Genomic DNA, 17253 nt, shown 5'->3' with positions numbered 1-17253 from the left:
TTCGCCCTGAGCTTGTCGAAGGGCGTGCCCGCGAACCATGCTTCGACAAGCTCAGCACGAACGACGGGGAAAAGGCAGGGGTCATTCAACCACGACGAGCGGCTGGTCGAACTCGACCGGCTGGCCGTTCTCGATCAGGATCGCCTTGACCGTGCCGCCGTGCGGCGCGGCGATCGGGTTCATCACCTTCATCGCCTCGACGATGATCAGCGTGTCGCCGGCCTTGACCTGCTGGCCGACCGCGATGAACGGCTTGGCGCCCGGCTCTGCGGCGAGATAGGCGGTGCCGACCATCGGCGACTTGACCGCATTCTCGTGCGCGGGGGTGATCGTGGCGGGATCGGACGGCATCGTGACGGGCACTGCGGCGGCCGGCGCCGTGGCGACGGGTGCGGCATAGGCGACCGGCGCGGCGCTGACCTTGCGCGCGACGCGGACCTTGCGGTCGCCGTCCTCGACCTCGATCTCGGTCAGATTGGTTTCGTCGAGCACTGCGGCGAGCTGGCGCACCAGCTCGATGTCCACGTGCATGTTCCCTTTGTTGTCTTCGCTCATGCGACCTCGAAATTCGGAAGCGCGCCTTTCATTTATCTCGGCCCGCCTGGAAACGGACCCTGTGTCAGAGACGCGCCGCGGCTTCAAGCGCAAGAAGATAGGAAAGCGCGCCGAAACCGGCGACGGTTCCCTTTGCCGCCATGCCGACATAGCTGTGGCGGCGATACTCCTCGCGCGCGTGCGGGTTGGAGATATGGACTTCGATCACCGGCGTGCGGATCGAGCGGATGCAGTCGTACAGCGCCAGCGAGGTATGGGTATAGGCGCCCGAATTGAGCAGGATCGCCTTCGCGTCGCGCGCCTGCGCTTCGTGCATCCAGTCGATCAGATGACCCTCGTGATTCGACTGGCGCATGTCGATCGCGAGGTCGAGCTCGCGGGCGCGGTCCTCGAGCATGCCGGCGATGTCGTCGAGCGTGTCCGCGCCGTAGATTTCCGGCTCGCGCGTGCCGAGCAGGTTCAGATTGGGGCCGTTGAGTACGTAAATCGTATCCGGCATGCCGACTCCCGCATTTGAGCTTTCGCGCAAGCCCCTATATCGCGCCCGAGCGAAAGGACCAGCATGCAGACTCACAGCGACGGCACCATCACGATCACGGTCAATGGCGAGCACCGCCGCGTCGCGGGCGGGATCACCCTCGCGCAGCTGGCGAGCGAGCTGGGACTGGTGCCGGAGAAGGTGGCGGTCGAGCGCAACCTGGAGGTGGTGCCACGTTCGACGCTGGCGCAAGTGCGGGTCGAGGACGGCGACGAGATCGAGATCGTGCATTTCGTCGGAGGCGGGGACCATGCGCGGCCGCTCGACGAGGACAGCTGGTCAGTCGCCGGCAAGACCTTCCGCTCGCGGCTGATCGTAGGGACCGGCAAGTACAAGGATTTCGAGCAGAACGCGGCGGCGGTCGAGGCGTCGGGCGCGGAGATCGTCACCGTCGCGGTGCGCCGGGTCAACGTCAGCGATCCCAACGCGCCGATGCTGACCGATTACATCGATCCCAAGAAGATCACCTACCTGCCCAACACCGCGGGCTGCTTCGACGCTGAGAGCGCGATCCGCACGCTGCGGCTGGCGCGCGAGGCGGGAGGCTGGGAGCTGGTCAAGCTCGAGGTGCTGGGCGAGGCCAGGACGCTCTATCCCGACATGGTCGAGACTCTTCGTGCCACCGAAACCCTCGCCAACGAAGGCTTCAAGCCGATGGTCTATTGCGTCGATGATCCGATCGCGGCAAAGCGGCTTGAAGATGCCGGCGCGGTGGCGATCATGCCGCTCGGCGCGCCGATCGGCTCGGGGCTGGGCATCCAGAATCTCGTCACGATCCGGCTGATCGTCGAGGGCGCGAAGGTGCCGGTGCTGGTCGACGCGGGAGTCGGCACCGCGAGCGACGCGGCGGTGGCGATGGAGCTGGGTTGTGACGGCGTGCTGATGAACACCGCGATCGCCGAAGCCAAGGATCCGATCCGGATGGCGCGCGCGATGAAACTCGCGGTCGAGAGCGGACGACTCGCCTACCTCGCGGGCCGCATGGGCAAACGGCGTTATGCCGATCCGTCGAGCCCGCTGGCGGGGCTGATCTAGACCTTCCCCACCAGCCACACGGTCATGCCGCCGCAATCGGGGTCCTCGATCCGGTGCGCGATCTCGGCGAGACCGCTTCGGGCGAACAGGGCACGGTACTCGCCGGGAGCGAGGCTGGCGTGGAACAGCTCCTCGCCCTCGAGCTCGCCGATCGCGATGCCGTCCGCGGGCCCGGTGTTGAAGAGCGCGACGCCGCCGCGCTTGAGCCAGATCGCGATGCGCGCGATCAGCTTCGCCTGCGCTTCCGCGTCGAGGTGGAACAGGCTGCTCCAGGCGATGATGCCGTCATAGGCGTTCGATTCCGCTCCGAACTTGCGAATGTCCCCTTCGATCCAGCGATGGCGGGAAAAGCGGGTGCGAGCGAGCTTGATCATCGATGGCGCGATATCGACGCCGGTGAGCTGGTAGCCGCGGTCGACCAGGTAGCGCGCGACCGGCTCGCCGCCGCCGCAGCCCAGGTCGAGGATCTCTCCGCCGCGCGGGATGCGGTGGATGAAGCGGTCGAACCAAGCGCGCTCGAGGAAGCTGCGACGGCGCGCGGCGTCGAACGCGAGCGCATGGCGCTGATACAGTTCGGCGATACGATCGGGCATGCCGCATCCCCCTGTTCTTCAGGCCGTGATCATGCGCGAACGCGCGGGCAAGTCAAAGCCAAGCTGCGCCGGCTATGTCATGGGGCAAATGGGGTACGCTGGGTGGGGCAATTGACACAAAACGGTATGAATTCGGCATTAGGGTCGTTTCCTGCGGGAAGTGGCCCTTTTTCGTGGATGGGTTGATTCGACTCGTTAACCTTCGCTGTGCATTATCCTGTCTTTCCGGGGCGGTTTCCCGGCACATGGTCAGCCATCCGGGGGGCTCGACTCAATGAACATAAACGTGGTCGCAGAGCATCCAGTTCTTCCCTTCGCGCAAGGCGAGTGGCGCATGGAACCGCGCGGCAGCCTTGGCGACGCGCTCGCGCGGGCGCGACTCGAACGCGAGATGACCATCGAGCAGGTCGCCGCCGTGACGCGCGTGCCGATCCGCTATCTCGTCGCGATCGAGGCCGAGCGGTTCGACGTGATCCCAGGGCGCATCTACGCCAAGGGCTTCGTCAAGGCCTTTGCCCGTTCGGTCGGCCTGTGCGATCGCTGGGCCGGCGAGGCGATCACCGCGGCGATGGCGGAGAAGCGCTCGCTAGTCGCGGCTTAGGCGCTAGCCCCGGATCGCGGTGATCGTGGTGCCGGGGGTGATGAACTCCACATCGGTCTTGAGGTGCAGCAGGCGCACGCCGTCCTGCGCCAGCGCACGATCGAGCGCGGGCGCGAACTCCCCGGTGCGCTCGACGGTCTCCGCCCAGCAGCCATAAGCGCGGCCGAGCGCGGCGAAATCCGGATTGTGCAGCGTGGTGCCGGAGAGGCGCGCGGGGAACTCGCGCTCCTGGTGCATGCGGATCGTGCCATAGGCGCCATTGTCGATGACCAGCACGAGCATGTTGGCGCCATGCTGGATCGCGGTGGCGAGCTCCTGTCCGTTCATCAGGAAATCCCCGTCGCCGGCGAGCGCGATGGCGAGCTTCTCCGGATGGCGCAGCGCCGCGGCGACCGCGGCGGGCGTGCCATAGCCCATCGCGCCGGCGGTGGGTGCGAGCTGCGAGGGTTGCGCGCCATAGTGCCAGTAGCGGTGCCACCAGCTCGAGAAGTTGCCCGCGCCGTTGCAGATGATCGCCTGGTCGGGCCGGAGCCGCTTGCGCATCGCGGCGACGCACTGGCCGAGGTCGAGCGTGACGCCTTCGCGGGGTTTGGGGGTGGACCAATCGAGCCATTCGGCATGGGCTTCGGTGCCGGCGAAGATCGGCAATGGTTCGTCGTCATGGGGGTCGGTGACGCAATGACGCGCGGCCTCGGCGAACTCGCCGCACGGCGCGCACAGCGCCATGTCGGTGCGATAGACGCGATCGAGCTCGTTGGGGTCAGGGTGGATATGAATCAGCTTCTGACCCGGGTGGTGGGGAGTGATCAGCGAATAACCATCAGTCGTCGCCTCGCCGAGACGAGCACCGACGACCAGTAGAAGGTCGGCGTTCCTGATTCGGTCGACCAGTTTGGGATTCGGTCCATAGCCGAGATTGCCGGCCCACACCGGCGACTGGTTCGAAATGGCATCCTGCCGGCGAAATGCGGCTGCTACGGGAAGGTCGAGCGCTTCGGCGAAGGCGTTGAAGTCGCGGCCGGCTTCGAGGGTCCACCCGGCTCCGCCGACGATCGCGATCGGCCGTTCGGCCTCGCGCAGGGTCGATAGGATGCTCTCGATGCCGACATAGTCAGCGGCCTGCCACGCCCTCTTGAGGTGGGGCCGATCCACTGCCTCGACCTCGTCGAGCAGCATGTCCTCGGGAAGGGCGATCACCACCGGGCCGGGGCGGCCGCTGATCGCGACGTTCCAGGCACGGGCGATATATTCGGGGATGCGACGCGCGTCCTCGATCCGCGTCGCCCATTTGGCGAGGGGGGTGAACATGGCGGGGAAGTCAACTTCCTGGAAACCTTCGCGGTCTCGCATCGAGCGGTCGACGTCGCCGATGAAGAGCAGCATCGGCTGCGAATCCTGCAGCGCGACATGGACCCCGATGCTGGCGTTGGTCGCGCCCGGGCCGCGCGTCACGAAGCACACCCCGGGCCTGCCGGTCATCGCCCCGTCGGCGCAGGCCATGAACGCCGCGCCGCCTTCCTGCCGGCAGGTGACGAGATCGACCTGCGGCGTGTCGTGCAGCGCGTCGAGCACCGCGAGGAAGCTTTCGCCGGGGACGTGGAAGATGCGGTCGCAGCCCTGGGCCACGAGATTGTCGACCAGGATGCGGCCGCCGTTGCGGAGGTTCGTCATGCCGCCTTCTTGGCGTCCCGCCGCGGCGAAGTCGAGCCGGGCGATGGCGCGCCATGGGGTTGGCGGCTAGAGTCGGACGTGACGATGGGAGACGGGCGATGCATGTAGCGAGTTGCCAGTGCGGCGCGGTGACGGCGGCATGCGCGGGCGAGCCGGTCCGGGTCTCGGTCTGCCATTGCCTGGCATGCCAGCGGCGCAGCGGCAGCGCGTTCGCGGCACAGGCGCGCTTCGCCGCCGCCGACGTCGTCACATCGGGCGAGCCCGCCACCTGGCAGCGGCGAGGCGATGAGGGCAGCGTCGCGACCTTCCGCTTCTGCGCGACCTGCGGATCGACCGTCTGGTACAGCGCCGACAGCGAGCCGGACCTGATCGCCGTCGCACTGGGCGCGTTCGCCGACCCACACGCGTTCGGTCCGCCGATCTATTCGGTCTACGAGACGCGCAAGTTCGCCTGGCTCACGGTCGATGCGCCGGGCATGGACCATTACGACTAGCCGGCATAGCGGCCCTTGAGCATCGTCCAGGCGGCGCGCAGGCTCATCGCGTCGCCGCCCTTGGGCCGGCCGGGCTTGGCGGTGGGGCGCCAGGCGAACAGGTCGAGATGCGCCCAGGCGATCTCCCTCGGCACGAAGCGCCGCAGGAACAGGGCCGCGGTGATCGGCCCGGCGAAGGGCCCGTCGGCGGCGTTGACCAGATCGGCGATGTCGGACTTCAGCATCTCGTCATAGCCGTCCCACAAGGGCAGCCGCCACAACGGATCCTTCTGCGCGATGCCATGGTCCAGCAGGTCGTTCGCCAAGCCGTCGTCATTGGCGAACAAAGCGGGCAGCTCGGGGCCGAGCGCGACGCGCGCCGCGCCGGTGAGCGTGGCGAAATCGAGGATCAGCCCGGGCTTGCCCTCGACCGCCCGGGTCAGCGCGTCGCCGAGGATGAGGCGGCCTTCGGCGTCGGTATTGGTGTTCTCGACGGTCAGTCCCTTGCGCGTCCGCAGCACGTCACCGGGACGGAAGGCGTTGCCAGCGACCGCATTCTCGACCGCGGGGACGAGGAGATGGAGGCGCACGGGCAGGCGCTGCGCCATCACCACCCCGGCCAGCGCGAGCGCGTGCGCTGCGCCGCCCATGTCCTTCTTCATCAGGCGCATGCCGGCGGAAGGCTTGATGTCGAGCCCGCCGGTGTCGAAGCACACCCCCTTGCCGACCAGCGCGACGCGCGGATGCCTGGGATCGCCCCATTCGAGCTCGATCAGCCGCGGCTCGCGTCCGCGCGCCGCCGCCATGCCGACGGCGTGGATCATCGGATAGCCTTGCTCGAGCGCGTCGCCGCGCGTGACGGTGAGCGTCGCGCCATGCGCCTTGGCGAGCGCCGCCGCCTCGGCCTCGAGCTCGGCCGGTCCCATGTCGGCCGCGGCGGTATTGACCAGGTCGCGCACCTTGAAGGTCGCGGCGGCGAGGCGCAGCGTCTCCTCGATCCGCCCGGGCTCGCTCGTCAGCAAGGTGCGAGGGCCGACCGGGTTCTCGTCCTTGCGATAGCGCTCGAAGCGATACTGGGCGAGCACCCAGCCGAGCATCGCCGCGCCGGGTTCGCCCTCGGCGAGGCGATAAGTGCCGGCGGGAAGCTGCTCGCCGAGCGAGGCGATGCGGAAGGGCGAGGTCTCGGCTTCGTCGCAAACCAGCAGCATCGACCAGTCGCCGTCCTTGTCGCCGGGCAGCACCGCGCGATTACCCGCCTTGCCGGTGAGCTTGTGCGCGGCGACAGCGGTGCGCACGCGCGCCGGCTGCCCCTTGAGCCATTCGGTCCATTGGTCGGGGTGGACGAGATGGAGGGTCTGCGCGGGCTGGCCGCGATCGGGCTGAAGCAGCGGGGAAAGGTCGGTCATCGCGGATGATCTAGGCGGGGTTGGCCGGCTTCGCTAGCTCTGGACGGCATCGGGCAGGCCGCGCGGGAAGGGATCGCGAGATCGCCGGTGCGCACCTGCTCGCGCAACTTGCAATAGGCGAGCGGCGGGAGATCGGTGAGCGCGCTTTCGGGGATGGGCATCAGTCGGGGGCCACGCAGAGCTCCATCGCGCGATCGATCATCGCGACCAGGCGGTTGCGCGATTCGGCCAGGCGCGCGGGGTCGAGGCCACGTTCCTGCGTTTCGAAGTTCACATAGTCGAGGCCGCGGAGCAGCGCATAGTTGGACAGCGAGCCGTCGCTGATCGCCACCCGCTCGAACACGACGTTGAAACCGGCCCGCGCCAGTGCGCGGCCGCACCAGGCGGCGGCCGGCGAGGTGCCGCTGCGCCATGCGACATAAGCGAGCGTGTCGTCGTCGTCGAATGGCCAGGCACGACCCTGCGAGGGGTGGGGCCGCATCACGTCGTCGCAGAAGCGGATCGAGACCTCGCCGCGGCCGGGGCGATCGGACTGGTTGCAGTGCGAGGCGCCGGTGTCGAAGCCGGGCGAGTTGGTGTGCAGCGCGATGACCGGGCGCGCGCCGCGGGCATAGTCGGCGAGGATGGTGGTGGCGTAGCGCGGATAGCCGTCGCGGAAATTGCGGTTGGGGTCGATCGGCCGACCGCGATCGACTGCGGCATTGCGGCGCTTGCCGTCCTCGGCGAGCCCCGAATCGACCGCGATCACTACGCCGCCATAGGCACGCACCCCGGCGAGCGCCGCCTCGAATCCCGCATTCTCGTTGTCGTGGGGCACGAACCAGAGCGGGCCGCGGCGTTTCTTCGTGTTGGCGATGCGGAACAGGCGCCAGGTCCCGCGTTCCTCCTGGAATTCGAGCTGCGTGACGGCGAGGCCGCGCCACTCGGCGGGATCGCGATGGCGCGCGAAATCGTCGTCGGCGAGGGTGAGCGGATCGACCGGCGTGCTGCGGATGCCGTCTTCCTGCCGGATCCCGGTGAGCGCCAGCCACAAGGCGGGGACGAGGAAGGCGAGGCGGCTTCGCGCGAGCATCGTCACGGACCTAGCCGAGCTTGATGACGGATCAAGCGCGAAGGAACGGGATCGGCCTTCATTCGCTCCTGCGGGACGCAACGGGAGCATTGCCATGCTGCAGGACGAACTTCTGGAGATCGACCGCGGATTCTGGACCGAGGGCGAGGATTATTTCCGCGAACATGTCGACGAACGCTGCGTACTGATCTTCACCCAGATGCAGGGCGTCTATCCGCGGGACGACGTCGCGGCGTCGGCGCACGATCCCAGGCGGTGGCGCGACCTCGAGATCAGCGGCGCCTTCGCCCACCGCCCGAGCGACGACATCGCGGTGCTCGGCTATGAGGCCAGGGTGGTGCGTGGCGACGGCACGCCGTACCGCGCGTGGATCGGTTCGACCTATGTCCGTCGTGACGGCGCGTGGCGGCTCACCGCGCACCAGCACACGCCGGTCGAAGGCTAGGCCAGCGGCACGCCGTAGAGGTCGTGATCGTCGGCATCCTCGATCTCGACCTTGACGATGTCGCCCTGCTTCAGGTGACCGGCGTCGCGCAGGAAGACGGTGCCGTCGATCTCGGGGGCGTCCGCCTGGCTGCGCGCGTTGGCGCCTCCTCCACCTTCCTTGGCATCCCCGAGCTCGTCGACGATCACCTCGAGCGTGCGGCCGACCTTGGCCCGGAGCTTGGCGGCGCTGATCGCGGCGGTCTTCTCCATGATGCGGGCGTAGCGCTCTTCCTTGACCTCCTCGGGCACCGCGCCGGGCAGGTCGTTGGCCGCCGCGCCCTCGACCGGCTCGAAGCGGAACGCGCCGACGCGGTCGAGCTGGGCTTCGTCGAGCCAGTCGAGCAGATACTGGAAATCGTCCTCGGTCTCGCCGGGGAAGCCGACGACGAAGGTCGAGCGGATCGTGATGTCGGGCGCGATGCCGCGCCAGTTCCTGAGCCGCTCCAGCACCTTCGCCTCGTTCGCCGGCCGGCGCATCGTACGCAGGACCGACGGACTGGCGTGCTGGAAGGGGATGTCGAGATAGGGGAGAATCAGCCCCTCGGCCATCAGCGGGATGACCTGGTCGACATGGGGATAGGGGTAGACATAGTGGAGCCGCACCCACGGTGCGATCTTGCCCAGTTCGCGGGCGAGATCGGTCATGTGCGGGACGATCTCCTGCCCCTTCCACATCCGCGGTTCCTTGCGGATGTCGACGCCATAGGCCGACGTGTCCTGGCTGATCACCAGCAGTTCCCTAGTGCCGGCTTCGACCAGCTTCTCCGCCTCGCGCAGGATCGCGTCGGGGCGGCGGCTGACGAGGTCGCCGCGCAGCGCCGGGATGATGCAGAAGGAGCAGCGGTGGTTGCAGCCTTCGCTGATCTTCAGATAGCTGTAGTGGCGCGGGGTGAGCTTGAGCCCGCTCTCCGGCACGAGATTGACAAAGGCGTTGGGCGGCATCGGCGCGGCGTCGTGCACGGCGCCGACGACTTCCTCATATTGATGCGCACCTGTGACCGCCAGGACATTGGGAAAGCGGGCGCGGATGACCTCCGCCTCCTTGCCCATGCAGCCGGTGACGATGACCCGGCCATTCTCCGCGATCGCCTCGCCGATCGCCTCGAGGCTCTCCTCCTTGGCGCTGTCGAGGAAGCCGCAGGTGTTGACCAGCACCACGTCGGCGCCGGCATAGTCGGCCGACATGGCATAGCCGTCGGAACGGAGCTTGGTCAGGATACGCTCGGAGTCGACCAGATTCTTGGGACAGCCGAGCGACACCATGCCCACCTTGGGGGCTTCGGGGAGTCGCGTTGCCATGATCGGCGGCGCACATAGCGATTTCTGCGGAAATTGCCAGCGGCCCGTAACTGGGCTAGCCTGCTACACGTGTAGCAGGGGAGGGTTGCATGGGAACCGAGATTCATTGGCTCGCGGTGCTGGCGGCGGCGGTCGCCGGGTTCGCGGTCGGCGCGCTGTGGTACGGACCGCTGTTCGGCAGGGCGTGGATGGCCGAGCGCGGCATCACGCGGGAGGATGCGGCGAAGGCCAACATGCCGCTGGTCTTCGGCATGGCGTTCGCGCTCAACCTGATCGCGTCGTTCGTGCTCGATCATGTGCTCGGCACGTACGGCGCGCCCGACCTGGGACTCAGCGTGATGATCGCCGGCGGGATCGCGCTCGGCTTCATCGTCACCTCGATCGGCGTGAACTACCTGTTCTCGCGCATGTCGATGCGGCTGTTCCTGATCGACGCCGGATACTGGGTGGTGGTCTATTGCGTGATGGGCGTGGTGCTTCAGCTGCTGCGCTGAGGGTCAGCGCTTCACCTTGGTGCGGATCACCTCGACGATCGTGTCGCCGGCCTGAAGCGCCTTCGCTTCGTCGGTGAAGAAGCCGAACGCCTCGCCGCCGCGGTAGAGGCGCAGGCCGATGCCGGTCGCCAGCGCCGATAGCGGGCGGCCCACTTCGTCGGGGTTCACCGGCCGCTCGCTGAGCGCCACCGGGCCCTCGATCGAGGCGAGGTCCATCATATAGTCGGCGACGTGCTGGCTCTTGCACGAGCTGGCGAGCAGCAGCCCGGCGAAGCTGACCGGGTTGATCACGGTAGTGGCGCCGGCGGCGCGGGCGGGGAGCTCATTGTCCTCGGCCTTGACCACGGTGCTGATCCTGAGGTGCGGGGCGAGGTGGCGCGCGGTGAGGGTGATCAGCACCGAGGTGTCGTCGCGGCCGGCGCTGACGATCATCGACTGGGCACGCGCGATCTTGACATCCTCGAGCGTCTGGTCGCGCGTCGCGTCGCCCTGGAGGATGATGCAGCCGCACTCGCGGGCGCGCTCGAGCGCCTGGGTGTTGCCGTCGACCACGACGATCTGGCCGGGATCGGTGCCGCGCGCGATCAGCTCGTCGACCGCCTCCGAGCCGGTGGTGCCGTAGCCGGCCACGATGATGTGGCCGTGGAGGTTTCGCTGGATCAGGGCCATGCGCCATCTATCCCATGTGCGCTTGAGGACGAAATTATACGCGGTGCCGATGAACAGCAGCACCGCGAAGACGCGGATCGGGGTCACCACCAGCGCGTCGAACAGGCGCGCGCGCTCGGTCACCGGGGCGATGTCGCCATAGCCGGTGGTGGTGATCGAGATCATCGTGAAATAGACGATGTCGACGAAGCTGATATGCCCGTCATAGGTGTCGCGCAGCCCCCCGCGGTCGAACCAGTGCACGCCGATCGCGAGCGCGAGCAGCGCGACCACCGCCAGCACGCGCCAGCTGATCGAGACCCAGACGGGGAGGGTCGATTTACGCTTGAGCGTGGCGTGGGGGAGGAAGCGCATTCAGCCTTAGGGTCGTGCCGGAAGCCTCGGGATCGGGTCGACGGGGGTGCGCCCCTGCCGCATCTCGAAATGCAGTTGCGCGCGGTTCGTTCCGCTGTCGCCCGACAGCGCGATCATCTGTCCGCGCTTCACGCTCTGCCCGCGCTGGACGAGCAGCTGGCCGGCATGGCCGTAGACAGTGGTCCAGCCCCCGCCATGCTGGAGGATGACGAGCCCGCCGAGCGAGGGGATGTCGCCGCCGACATAGGCGACGGTGCCGTCGGCGGCGGCGAGCACCGGCGTGTCGAGCGGAACGGCGATCTTGAGCCCGTCGCTGCGCTCCCCGCTGGCCACCGGGCCGAAGCGGCGGACGATGCTGCCGCGTACCGGCCACTGGAACCGTCCGCTGGGCGCGGTGGCGGGCGGCGCGACGGGGGTGGTCGCGGGCAGGACGCGGGCGGAGGAGGCGGTGGCGCGGGCGGGACGCGCTCGCTCGGGGATCGCGGGCTGGCCGCCCGTCACGATGTCGTCGATGTCGATGCGGAAGGCGGCGGCGCGCTCCTCGCGCGTGCGCGGGCGCTCGGCGCCGGGGATCAGCACGCGCTGGCCGACGCGCAGGATATAGGGGTCGGTGAGCTCGTTGGCGGCGATGATCTGGTCCCACGCGACGCCATAGGCGCGCGCGATGGCGATGCCGGTCTCGCCCGCGCGGACGAGGTGATAGCGCCCGCCGGGAATGGTCAGGCGCTGGCCGGCGCGGATCACGAAGGGCCGCTCGAGACCGTTGGCGCGCGCGATTGCCTCGGAGCCCGCACCGGTCCGGTTGGCGATGCCGCGCAACGTATCACCCGGCTGGACGACATAGGTGGATGCGGCGACCGTCCGCGCGTCGGAGGTGACGGGACGCGCTTCCCAGGCCGGCGGCGGGGCGGGCAGGGCGACGACCTCGGCCTCGCGCCGCGGCACCGCCGTCGGATCCGGATCATGTGAATAGCGGCCGAGCGGCGGACCGCTGCCCGCCGGAACGCACGCGCTAGAGAGCGAGATCAGCGCGAGCGCCGCGACTCCCCTGCAATCTACCCCCATCCCGATCATGCCCCCCGGCATTAACCATAAGTTCGGGCCAGCATATCAAGCGATTCACGATGCGTCATATCCAAATGCAGCGGGGTTACAGTGATGTAGCCCCGTTCGATGGCTTCGAGATCGGTATCGGCCTCGGGGGTGTAGGCGATCCGGCCGAGGCCGAACCAGTAATAGTCGAAGCCGCGCGGGTCGGTGCGCTTGTCGAGCTTGAGCCGGCCATAGTCGCGCAGGCCCTGGTGGACGGGCTTGATGCCGACGACCTCGCTCGCCGCGATCGGCGGGAAGTTGATGTTCATCAGCGTGCGCGGCGCCCAGTCGGCGCCGAGCAGCGGACGCAGCGCGCGCTCGCCCCATTGCTCGGCGGCGTCGAAGCTGACGCGCTCGCCGGGCGCGACCGCGGCATAACGCTGGCTCAGCGCGACCGAGCGGATGCCGGCAAGCGCGCCCTCCATCGCGGCGGAGACGGTGCCGGAGTAGCTGACATCCTCGGCCAGGTTGGCGCCGCGGTTGACGCCGGAGAGGATGAGGTCGGGCTTCGCATCCTTCATGAGCTCGGCCAGCGCCATCATCACCGCATCGGTCGGCGTGCCGGTGACCGCGAAGCGGCGCTCGCCGAACTTGCGCAGCCGTACGGGCTCGGTGAGCGAGAGCGAGCGGCCCTTGCCCGACTGTTCCTCGAGCGGAGCGACGATGGTGATGTCGTCCGAGAGCTTCCGCGCGATGCGCTCGAGCACTTCGAGCCCGCGAGCATGGACGCCGTCGTCGTTGGTGAGGAGGATTCTCACGGGCAGTCTCCGTTCGTGCTGAGCTTGTCGAAGCAATGCGCTTCGGCGGCAGTCAAAAGGGCCCTTCGGCAAGCTCGGGGCGAACGGGCAGCTATGCTGTAGGTTCCAGCCGGTTGAGGCCGCGCAGGTACGGCTGCAGCGCTTCGGGCACCGCGACCGAGCCATCCTCGTTCTGGTAATTCTCCAGCACCGCGACGAGCGTGCGGCCGACCGCGAGGCCCGAGCCGTTGAGCGTGTGGACGAAGGCGGGCTTGCCCTCCTCGTTCCGGTAGCGCGCATTCATGCGGCGCGCCTGGAAATCGGTGCAGGTCGAACAGGACGAGATCTCGCGATAGCGGCCCTGGCCGGGCAGCCACACTTCGAGGTCGTAGGTGCGCGCCGCCGAGAAGCCCATGTCGCCGGTGCACAGCTTCATGCGGCGGAAGGGCAGGCCGAGCTTGTCGAGAATCCCCTCGGCGCAGGCGGTCATGCGCTCATGCTCGGCATCGGACGCGTCGGGGGTGACGATCGAGACCATCTCGACCTTGTCGAACTGGTGCTGGCGGATATAGCCGCGCGTGTCGCGGCCAGCCGCGCCAGCCTCCGAGCGGAAGCAGGGCGTGAGCGCGGTGAAGCGCAAGGGGAGGGCGTCGGCGGCGAGGATCTGCTCGCGCACGATGTTGGTGAGGCTGACCTCGGCGGTCGGGATCAGCCAGCGGCCGTCGGTGGTGCGGAACAGATCCTCGGCGAACTTGGGCAACTGGCCGGTGCCATAGACCGCCTCGTCGCGGACGAGGAGGGGCGGGTTCACCTCCTCATAGCCATGATCGACCGTGAGCGTGTCGAGCATGAACTGGCCGAGCGCGCGGGCGAGCTTGGCGGCATGGCCGCGGACCAGCGTGAAGCGCGCGCCCGAGAGCAACGCCCCGGTTTCGAAGTCGAGGCCGAGCGCCGGGCCGAACGCATCGTGCTCGCGCGGTTCGAAGGTGAAGCTCGGCCGGGCGCCGCGTTCGTGGACGAGGTGGTTGGCATCCTCGTCGGCGCCGTCGGGGACGTCGGCGGCGGGGAGGTTGGGGATGGCGGAGAGCGCCACCTTGAGCGCCTCGTCCGCGGCTCCCTGCGACAGAGTGAGCGTTTCTAGCTCGTCCTTGAGGCTCGCGACCTCCGCCATCAGCGCCTGCGCACGCGCCTCGTCCTTTGCGGCCTTGGCCTGTCCGACCTGCTTCGACAGGTCGTTGCGGCGCGCCTGCACCTCCTGCTGGCGCGTGGTGAGCGCGCGGCGCGCCTCGTCGAGCGCGACCAGGGTGGCGGATTCTGGTTCGCTGCCGCGGCGGACCAACGCCGCGTCGAAGGCTTCGGGATGTTCGCGGATCAGGCGGATGTCGTGCATGGCGCGCAGGCTATGGCGGGGCGGCCCGGCGCGCGCAACCCGCTCCGCACCACATGCGTTTCCCTCCGTAACAAATGAGGAGAACAACGATGCGGGTTCCGCACAACGCCTTTGTCGTGGTCGCCGACGGCCGCAAGATGCTGTTCCTGAGGAACGAGGGCGACGAGGTGCATCCAAACCTCCAGGTCGAGCGCAAGCGGGTGCAGCAGAACCCGGCCGATCATGAACAGGCAGCGGACCTCGCCGGCGGCGCATCCTCGACCCGCACCGACGGCGCCAACTGGGCGTCGGGCGGCAATTTCGAGAATACCGACTTCCACCAGCTGGAGGAGGACCGGTTCGCGGCCGACACCGCCGACCTGCTCAAGGCGCGAGCGCTTAACAATGATTTCGAGTCGCTGATCATCGTCGCGCCGCCCAAGACGCTGGGCGAACTGCGGAAGCATTATCACAAGGAGGTCGAGAATCGGCTGGCGGGCGAGATCGACAAGGACCTCACCCGCCATACGATTCCCGAAATCGAGGCGGCGCTGATCGCCGCCGGCTGATTATTCCGCGGCGTCCTTGGCCTTGCGGTTCTGGAAGCGCTTGCGTGCGACCAGCGCCGCCGCCGCGGCACCGAACAGCAGGACCATCGGCGGCGCCGGAACCGGGTCTGGCCCGCCCGACGAGCCAGTGCTGCCGCTCGACGTCGAGGTCGAAGTGCTGGTCGACGAGGTGCTGCTCCAACCGCTCGACGTGCTCCAGCCGCTCGAGGTCGACGAGGAGACGTCGCCCGAGGACGAGGCCGATGTCGAGGAGGAGGTCGAAGACGAGGTCGACGAAGACACGTCGCCCGACGATGAAGCCGAGGTCGAGGTCGACGAACCACCGGTCGAGGTGGAGGTCGACGAGCCGCCAGTCGACGTCGAGGTCGACGAGCCGCCGGTCGAGGTGGACGAGCCGCCGGTCGAGGTCGAGGACCCGCCGGTCGAAGTCGAGCCGCCCGACGAGGACGAGGTCGAGGAGATCACGATGCCGCCGCTGCTCGAGCCGCCGCCCGAACCGCCGAAGAAGCCGCCCGCGAAGAAGCCGCCGCCAAAACCGCCGCCGCCGCCGAAGCCGCCGCCGGTCGCTGCCGCCGCGCCGCCGCCACCGCCGCCGACCGCGGGCATTTCGCCATAGACGGGCGGGGGCAGGGGAACCGGCGTCCCTTGCGTGGTGACCGTGACGACCTGAGGCTGGCACTGCGCGGTGGTGGTGACCGTGCGCCGCACGATCCGCTTGCGGACCGGGCGCTTGACCACACGCTTGGTGATCACGCGCTTCTTCGCCACTGCCCCCTTCGAGACATAGGTGCGCTCAGCGCGGGATTCGGCGACATGCACCGCGCCGCCGCCGATCACGGCGCCGCCGCACGCGCATGCGCACAATTTCGCCAAGGCCATCCGAACCGACATAGTCGCTCTCTCTTATCCCCAGAGGCTGCCCCGATGCTGCATGATGCAGCGCCTGCGCAGGCTCATGCCGAGAAAGTGCAGAACAAACTATTAAGTGCAACGGCGTTAACCATAGTTTGGCCGCGCTTGGAGCGTTTTTGTCCCGCCGTGCCATCCGTGCTATGGTTAATGTTCCGGAGAGGGACAATTCGGGGGCAGGGCTCGGGCTTTACTTGCTCGATATGGTTAACATGAACGCTGCCGAAGTGGCCAATTCAGCGTCGCGCAATTTCCTCCACAGCAGAACGGTTTGGCGGGCGAATCTGTGGATTCGGACGCTTGTGGAGCCGGGCGCACCTCCCTATAGCGCCGTCGGGCAAAAGGGCGGATTTCGATCGGCAGCGCCGACGCGATCCGGTGTGGAGAGTGGCATGGCGACGGTTTACGAGCATCGCGACGACCCCGAGAAAGCGCCTCCGGCGGCCAATGACTTGCCCGACGGCTATCGGCCGAGCGCCGACGAGCCCTTCATGAACCCGCGTCAGCTCCAGTATTTCCGCGAGAAGCTGCTTGCCTGGAAGGACGCGATCCATCGCGAGGCGGCGGGCACGCTCTCGCAGCTCCAGGTCGACTCGCTGCGCGAGGCGGACCTCACCGATCGCGCCTCGAGCGAGACCGACTGGTCGATCGAGCTGCGCACCCGCGATCGCCAGCGCAAGCTGATCGCCAAGATCGACGCGGCGCTGCGCCGGATCGAGGACGGCGAATATGGCTTTTGCGAAGTGACCGGCGAGCCGATCAGCCTCGGCCGGCTCGAAGCGCGGCCGATCGCGACGATGACGGTCGAGGCGCAGGAACGTCACGAGCGCAACGAAAAGGTCTCGCGCGACGAATAGCGCCGGAATGGCTGTGAATTGCCTTCCGGATTAACGCTTTTGATAACCCTCGCTGCTGTAATTCGCGCGCAGGAGTGACAGAGCGGCAGATGGACGAGTTTTCCAACAATCCCCTGAACGCCATTTCGAGCGACGACCCGTCGAGCCAGCGAAGCGGCTCGCGCGACAGCCTGCTGCTCTCCGCGCAGCTGCGCATCGAGGGCGAGCCGGAGGTGACGGTGCGGGTCCGCAATCTCTCCTCGGGCGGGCTGATGGCGGAATATGCGCAGCCGGTCGACTCGGGCATGCGCGTCGAAGTCGACGTGCGCGGCGTGGGCTGGGTCGGCGGGCGGATCGCCTGGGCGGCGGAAGGCCGTATCGGGATCGCGTTCGACCGCGAGATCGACCCGATGGCGGCGCGCAAGCCGGTGGGTCCGGTCCGGAGCTCAAGCCCCACCAAGCCGGTGCGGCGCCCGGTCTGATTCGATTGCCGGT

General features: G+C 68.1%; 20 protein-coding genes. 8 read left to right on the top strand and 12 right to left on the bottom strand.

What is annotated here, in order from left to right; translation table 11 throughout:
• Window positions 1–81: 81 nt before the first annotated feature.
• Entirely contained in the window at window positions 82–555 is a 474-nt protein-coding gene (gene accB, locus ABDV68_RS07725; protein WP_343519211.1) for an acetyl-CoA carboxylase biotin carboxyl carrier protein, read from the bottom strand.
• 64 nt (window positions 556–619) lie between these two features.
• A complete protein-coding gene (gene aroQ / locus ABDV68_RS07720; protein ID WP_343519209.1) occupies window positions 620–1054 on the bottom strand; it encodes a type II 3-dehydroquinate dehydratase in 435 nt (144 codons plus the stop codon).
• Window positions 1055–1117: 63 nt separating this feature from the next.
• Between aroQ and thiS the strand changes: the two genes are divergently transcribed.
• Window positions 1118–2128, top strand: a complete 1011-nt coding sequence (gene thiS / locus ABDV68_RS07715; protein WP_343519207.1) for a sulfur carrier protein ThiS — start codon at window positions 1118–1120, stop codon at window positions 2126–2128.
• Here thiS and ABDV68_RS07710 read toward each other — a convergent pair.
• Window positions 2125–2721 carry a class I SAM-dependent methyltransferase gene (locus ABDV68_RS07710; RefSeq protein ID WP_343519206.1) on the bottom strand — a complete coding sequence of 199 codons (597 nt, stop codon included), beginning with the start codon at window positions 2719–2721 and terminating at the stop codon, window positions 2125–2127. The two genes, thiS and ABDV68_RS07710, sit on opposite strands and share 4 nt — an antisense overlap.
• 334 nt (window positions 2722–3055) lie before the next feature.
• Between ABDV68_RS07710 and ABDV68_RS07705 the strand changes: the two genes are divergently transcribed.
• Window positions 3056–3322: a helix-turn-helix domain-containing protein gene (locus ABDV68_RS07705; protein WP_343519205.1), complete on the top strand. Its 267-nt coding sequence runs from the start codon at window positions 3056–3058 to the stop codon at window positions 3320–3322.
• A 3-nt stretch (window positions 3323–3325) separates the two neighbouring features.
• Here ABDV68_RS07705 and ABDV68_RS07700 read toward each other — a convergent pair whose 3' ends face one another.
• Window positions 3326–4993, bottom strand: a complete 1668-nt coding sequence (locus tag ABDV68_RS07700; protein WP_343519204.1) for a thiamine pyrophosphate-binding protein — start codon at window positions 4991–4993, stop codon at window positions 3326–3328.
• Between the two features lie 98 nt (window positions 4994–5091).
• Here ABDV68_RS07700 and ABDV68_RS07695 point away from each other — a divergent pair, with 98 nt between their 5' ends.
• Window positions 5092–5487: a GFA family protein gene (locus tag ABDV68_RS07695; protein WP_343519203.1), complete on the top strand. Its 396-nt coding sequence runs from the start codon at window positions 5092–5094 to the stop codon at window positions 5485–5487.
• Here the strand turns inward: ABDV68_RS07695 and ABDV68_RS07690 are convergent.
• Together ABDV68_RS07690 and ABDV68_RS07685 are read right to left on the bottom strand one after the other, a co-directional pair.
• Window positions 5484–6872, bottom strand: coding sequence for a leucyl aminopeptidase family protein (locus ABDV68_RS07690; protein ID WP_343519202.1), 1389 nt, complete (start codon window positions 6870–6872; stop codon window positions 5484–5486). The genes ABDV68_RS07695 and ABDV68_RS07690 overlap by 4 nt on opposite strands.
• Before the next feature lie 160 nt (window positions 6873–7032).
• Complete coding sequence (locus ABDV68_RS07685; protein ID WP_343519201.1) at window positions 7033–7944, bottom strand: hypothetical protein; 912 nt, start codon at window positions 7942–7944, stop codon at window positions 7033–7035.
• 94 nt (window positions 7945–8038) lie between these two features.
• Here ABDV68_RS07685 and ABDV68_RS07680 point away from each other — a divergent pair, with 94 nt between their 5' ends.
• Complete coding sequence (locus ABDV68_RS07680) at window positions 8039–8389, top strand: hypothetical protein (RefSeq protein WP_343519200.1); 351 nt, start codon at window positions 8039–8041, stop codon at window positions 8387–8389.
• Here ABDV68_RS07680 and rimO read toward each other — a convergent pair.
• Window positions 8386–9729 carry a 30S ribosomal protein S12 methylthiotransferase RimO gene (gene rimO / locus ABDV68_RS07675; protein WP_343519199.1) on the bottom strand — a complete coding sequence of 448 codons (1344 nt, stop codon included), beginning with the start codon at window positions 9727–9729 and terminating at the stop codon, window positions 8386–8388. The genes ABDV68_RS07680 and rimO overlap by 4 nt on opposite strands.
• 89 nt (window positions 9730–9818) lie before the next feature.
• Here rimO and ABDV68_RS07670 point away from each other — a divergent pair, with 89 nt between their 5' ends.
• Window positions 9819–10223 (top strand): DUF1761 domain-containing protein, encoded by a 405-nt coding sequence (locus tag ABDV68_RS07670; protein ID WP_343519197.1) that lies wholly within the window; start codon window positions 9819–9821, stop codon window positions 10221–10223.
• A gap of 3 nt (window positions 10224–10226) precedes the next feature.
• On the opposite strand, the gene ABDV68_RS07665 is transcribed toward ABDV68_RS07670, so the two are convergent.
• From ABDV68_RS07665 to serS, 4 genes are all read right to left on the bottom strand, one after another.
• Window positions 10227–11246 (bottom strand): potassium channel family protein, encoded by a 1020-nt coding sequence (locus tag ABDV68_RS07665; RefSeq protein ID WP_343519196.1) that lies wholly within the window; start codon window positions 11244–11246, stop codon window positions 10227–10229.
• Between the two features lie 6 nt (window positions 11247–11252).
• Entirely contained in the window at window positions 11253–12320 is a 1068-nt protein-coding gene (locus ABDV68_RS07660) for a M23 family metallopeptidase (protein ID WP_343519195.1), read from the bottom strand.
• Between the two features lie 11 nt (window positions 12321–12331).
• Window positions 12332–13096, bottom strand: coding sequence for a 5'/3'-nucleotidase SurE (gene surE / locus ABDV68_RS07655; RefSeq protein WP_343519194.1), 765 nt, complete (start codon window positions 13094–13096; stop codon window positions 12332–12334).
• A 91-nt stretch (window positions 13097–13187) separates the two neighbouring features.
• Window positions 13188–14465: a serine--tRNA ligase gene (serS, locus tag ABDV68_RS07650; RefSeq protein ID WP_343519193.1), complete on the bottom strand. Its 1278-nt coding sequence runs from the start codon at window positions 14463–14465 to the stop codon at window positions 13188–13190.
• Between the two features lie 89 nt (window positions 14466–14554).
• Here serS and ABDV68_RS07645 point away from each other — a divergent pair, with 89 nt between their 5' ends.
• Complete coding sequence (locus ABDV68_RS07645; RefSeq protein ID WP_343519192.1) at window positions 14555–15013, top strand: host attachment family protein; 459 nt, start codon at window positions 14555–14557, stop codon at window positions 15011–15013.
• Here ABDV68_RS07645 and ABDV68_RS07640 read toward each other — a convergent pair whose 3' ends face one another.
• The gene (locus tag ABDV68_RS07640; protein ID WP_343519190.1) at window positions 15014–15904 is read right to left on the bottom strand and encodes a PEP-CTERM sorting domain-containing protein; all 891 of its coding nucleotides are present in this window, start codon (window positions 15902–15904) and stop codon (window positions 15014–15016) included. It abuts the gene before it with no gap.
• A 410-nt stretch (window positions 15905–16314) separates the two neighbouring features.
• Between ABDV68_RS07640 and dksA the strand changes: the two genes are divergently transcribed.
• Both dksA and ABDV68_RS07630 read left to right on the top strand, forming a co-directional pair.
• Window positions 16315–16779, top strand: a complete 465-nt coding sequence (gene dksA, locus ABDV68_RS07635; RefSeq protein WP_343519188.1) for an RNA polymerase-binding protein DksA — start codon at window positions 16315–16317, stop codon at window positions 16777–16779.
• A gap of 89 nt (window positions 16780–16868) precedes the next feature.
• Window positions 16869–17240, top strand: coding sequence for a PilZ domain-containing protein (locus tag ABDV68_RS07630; protein WP_343519187.1), 372 nt, complete (start codon window positions 16869–16871; stop codon window positions 17238–17240).
• Window positions 17241–17253 lie beyond the last annotated feature (13 nt).

The organism is Sphingomonas sp., assembly GCF_039595165.1.
Classification (GTDB): Bacteria; Pseudomonadota; Alphaproteobacteria; order Sphingomonadales; family Sphingomonadaceae; genus Sphingomonas.
This window is presented reverse-complemented; position numbering and strand designations above follow the sequence as displayed.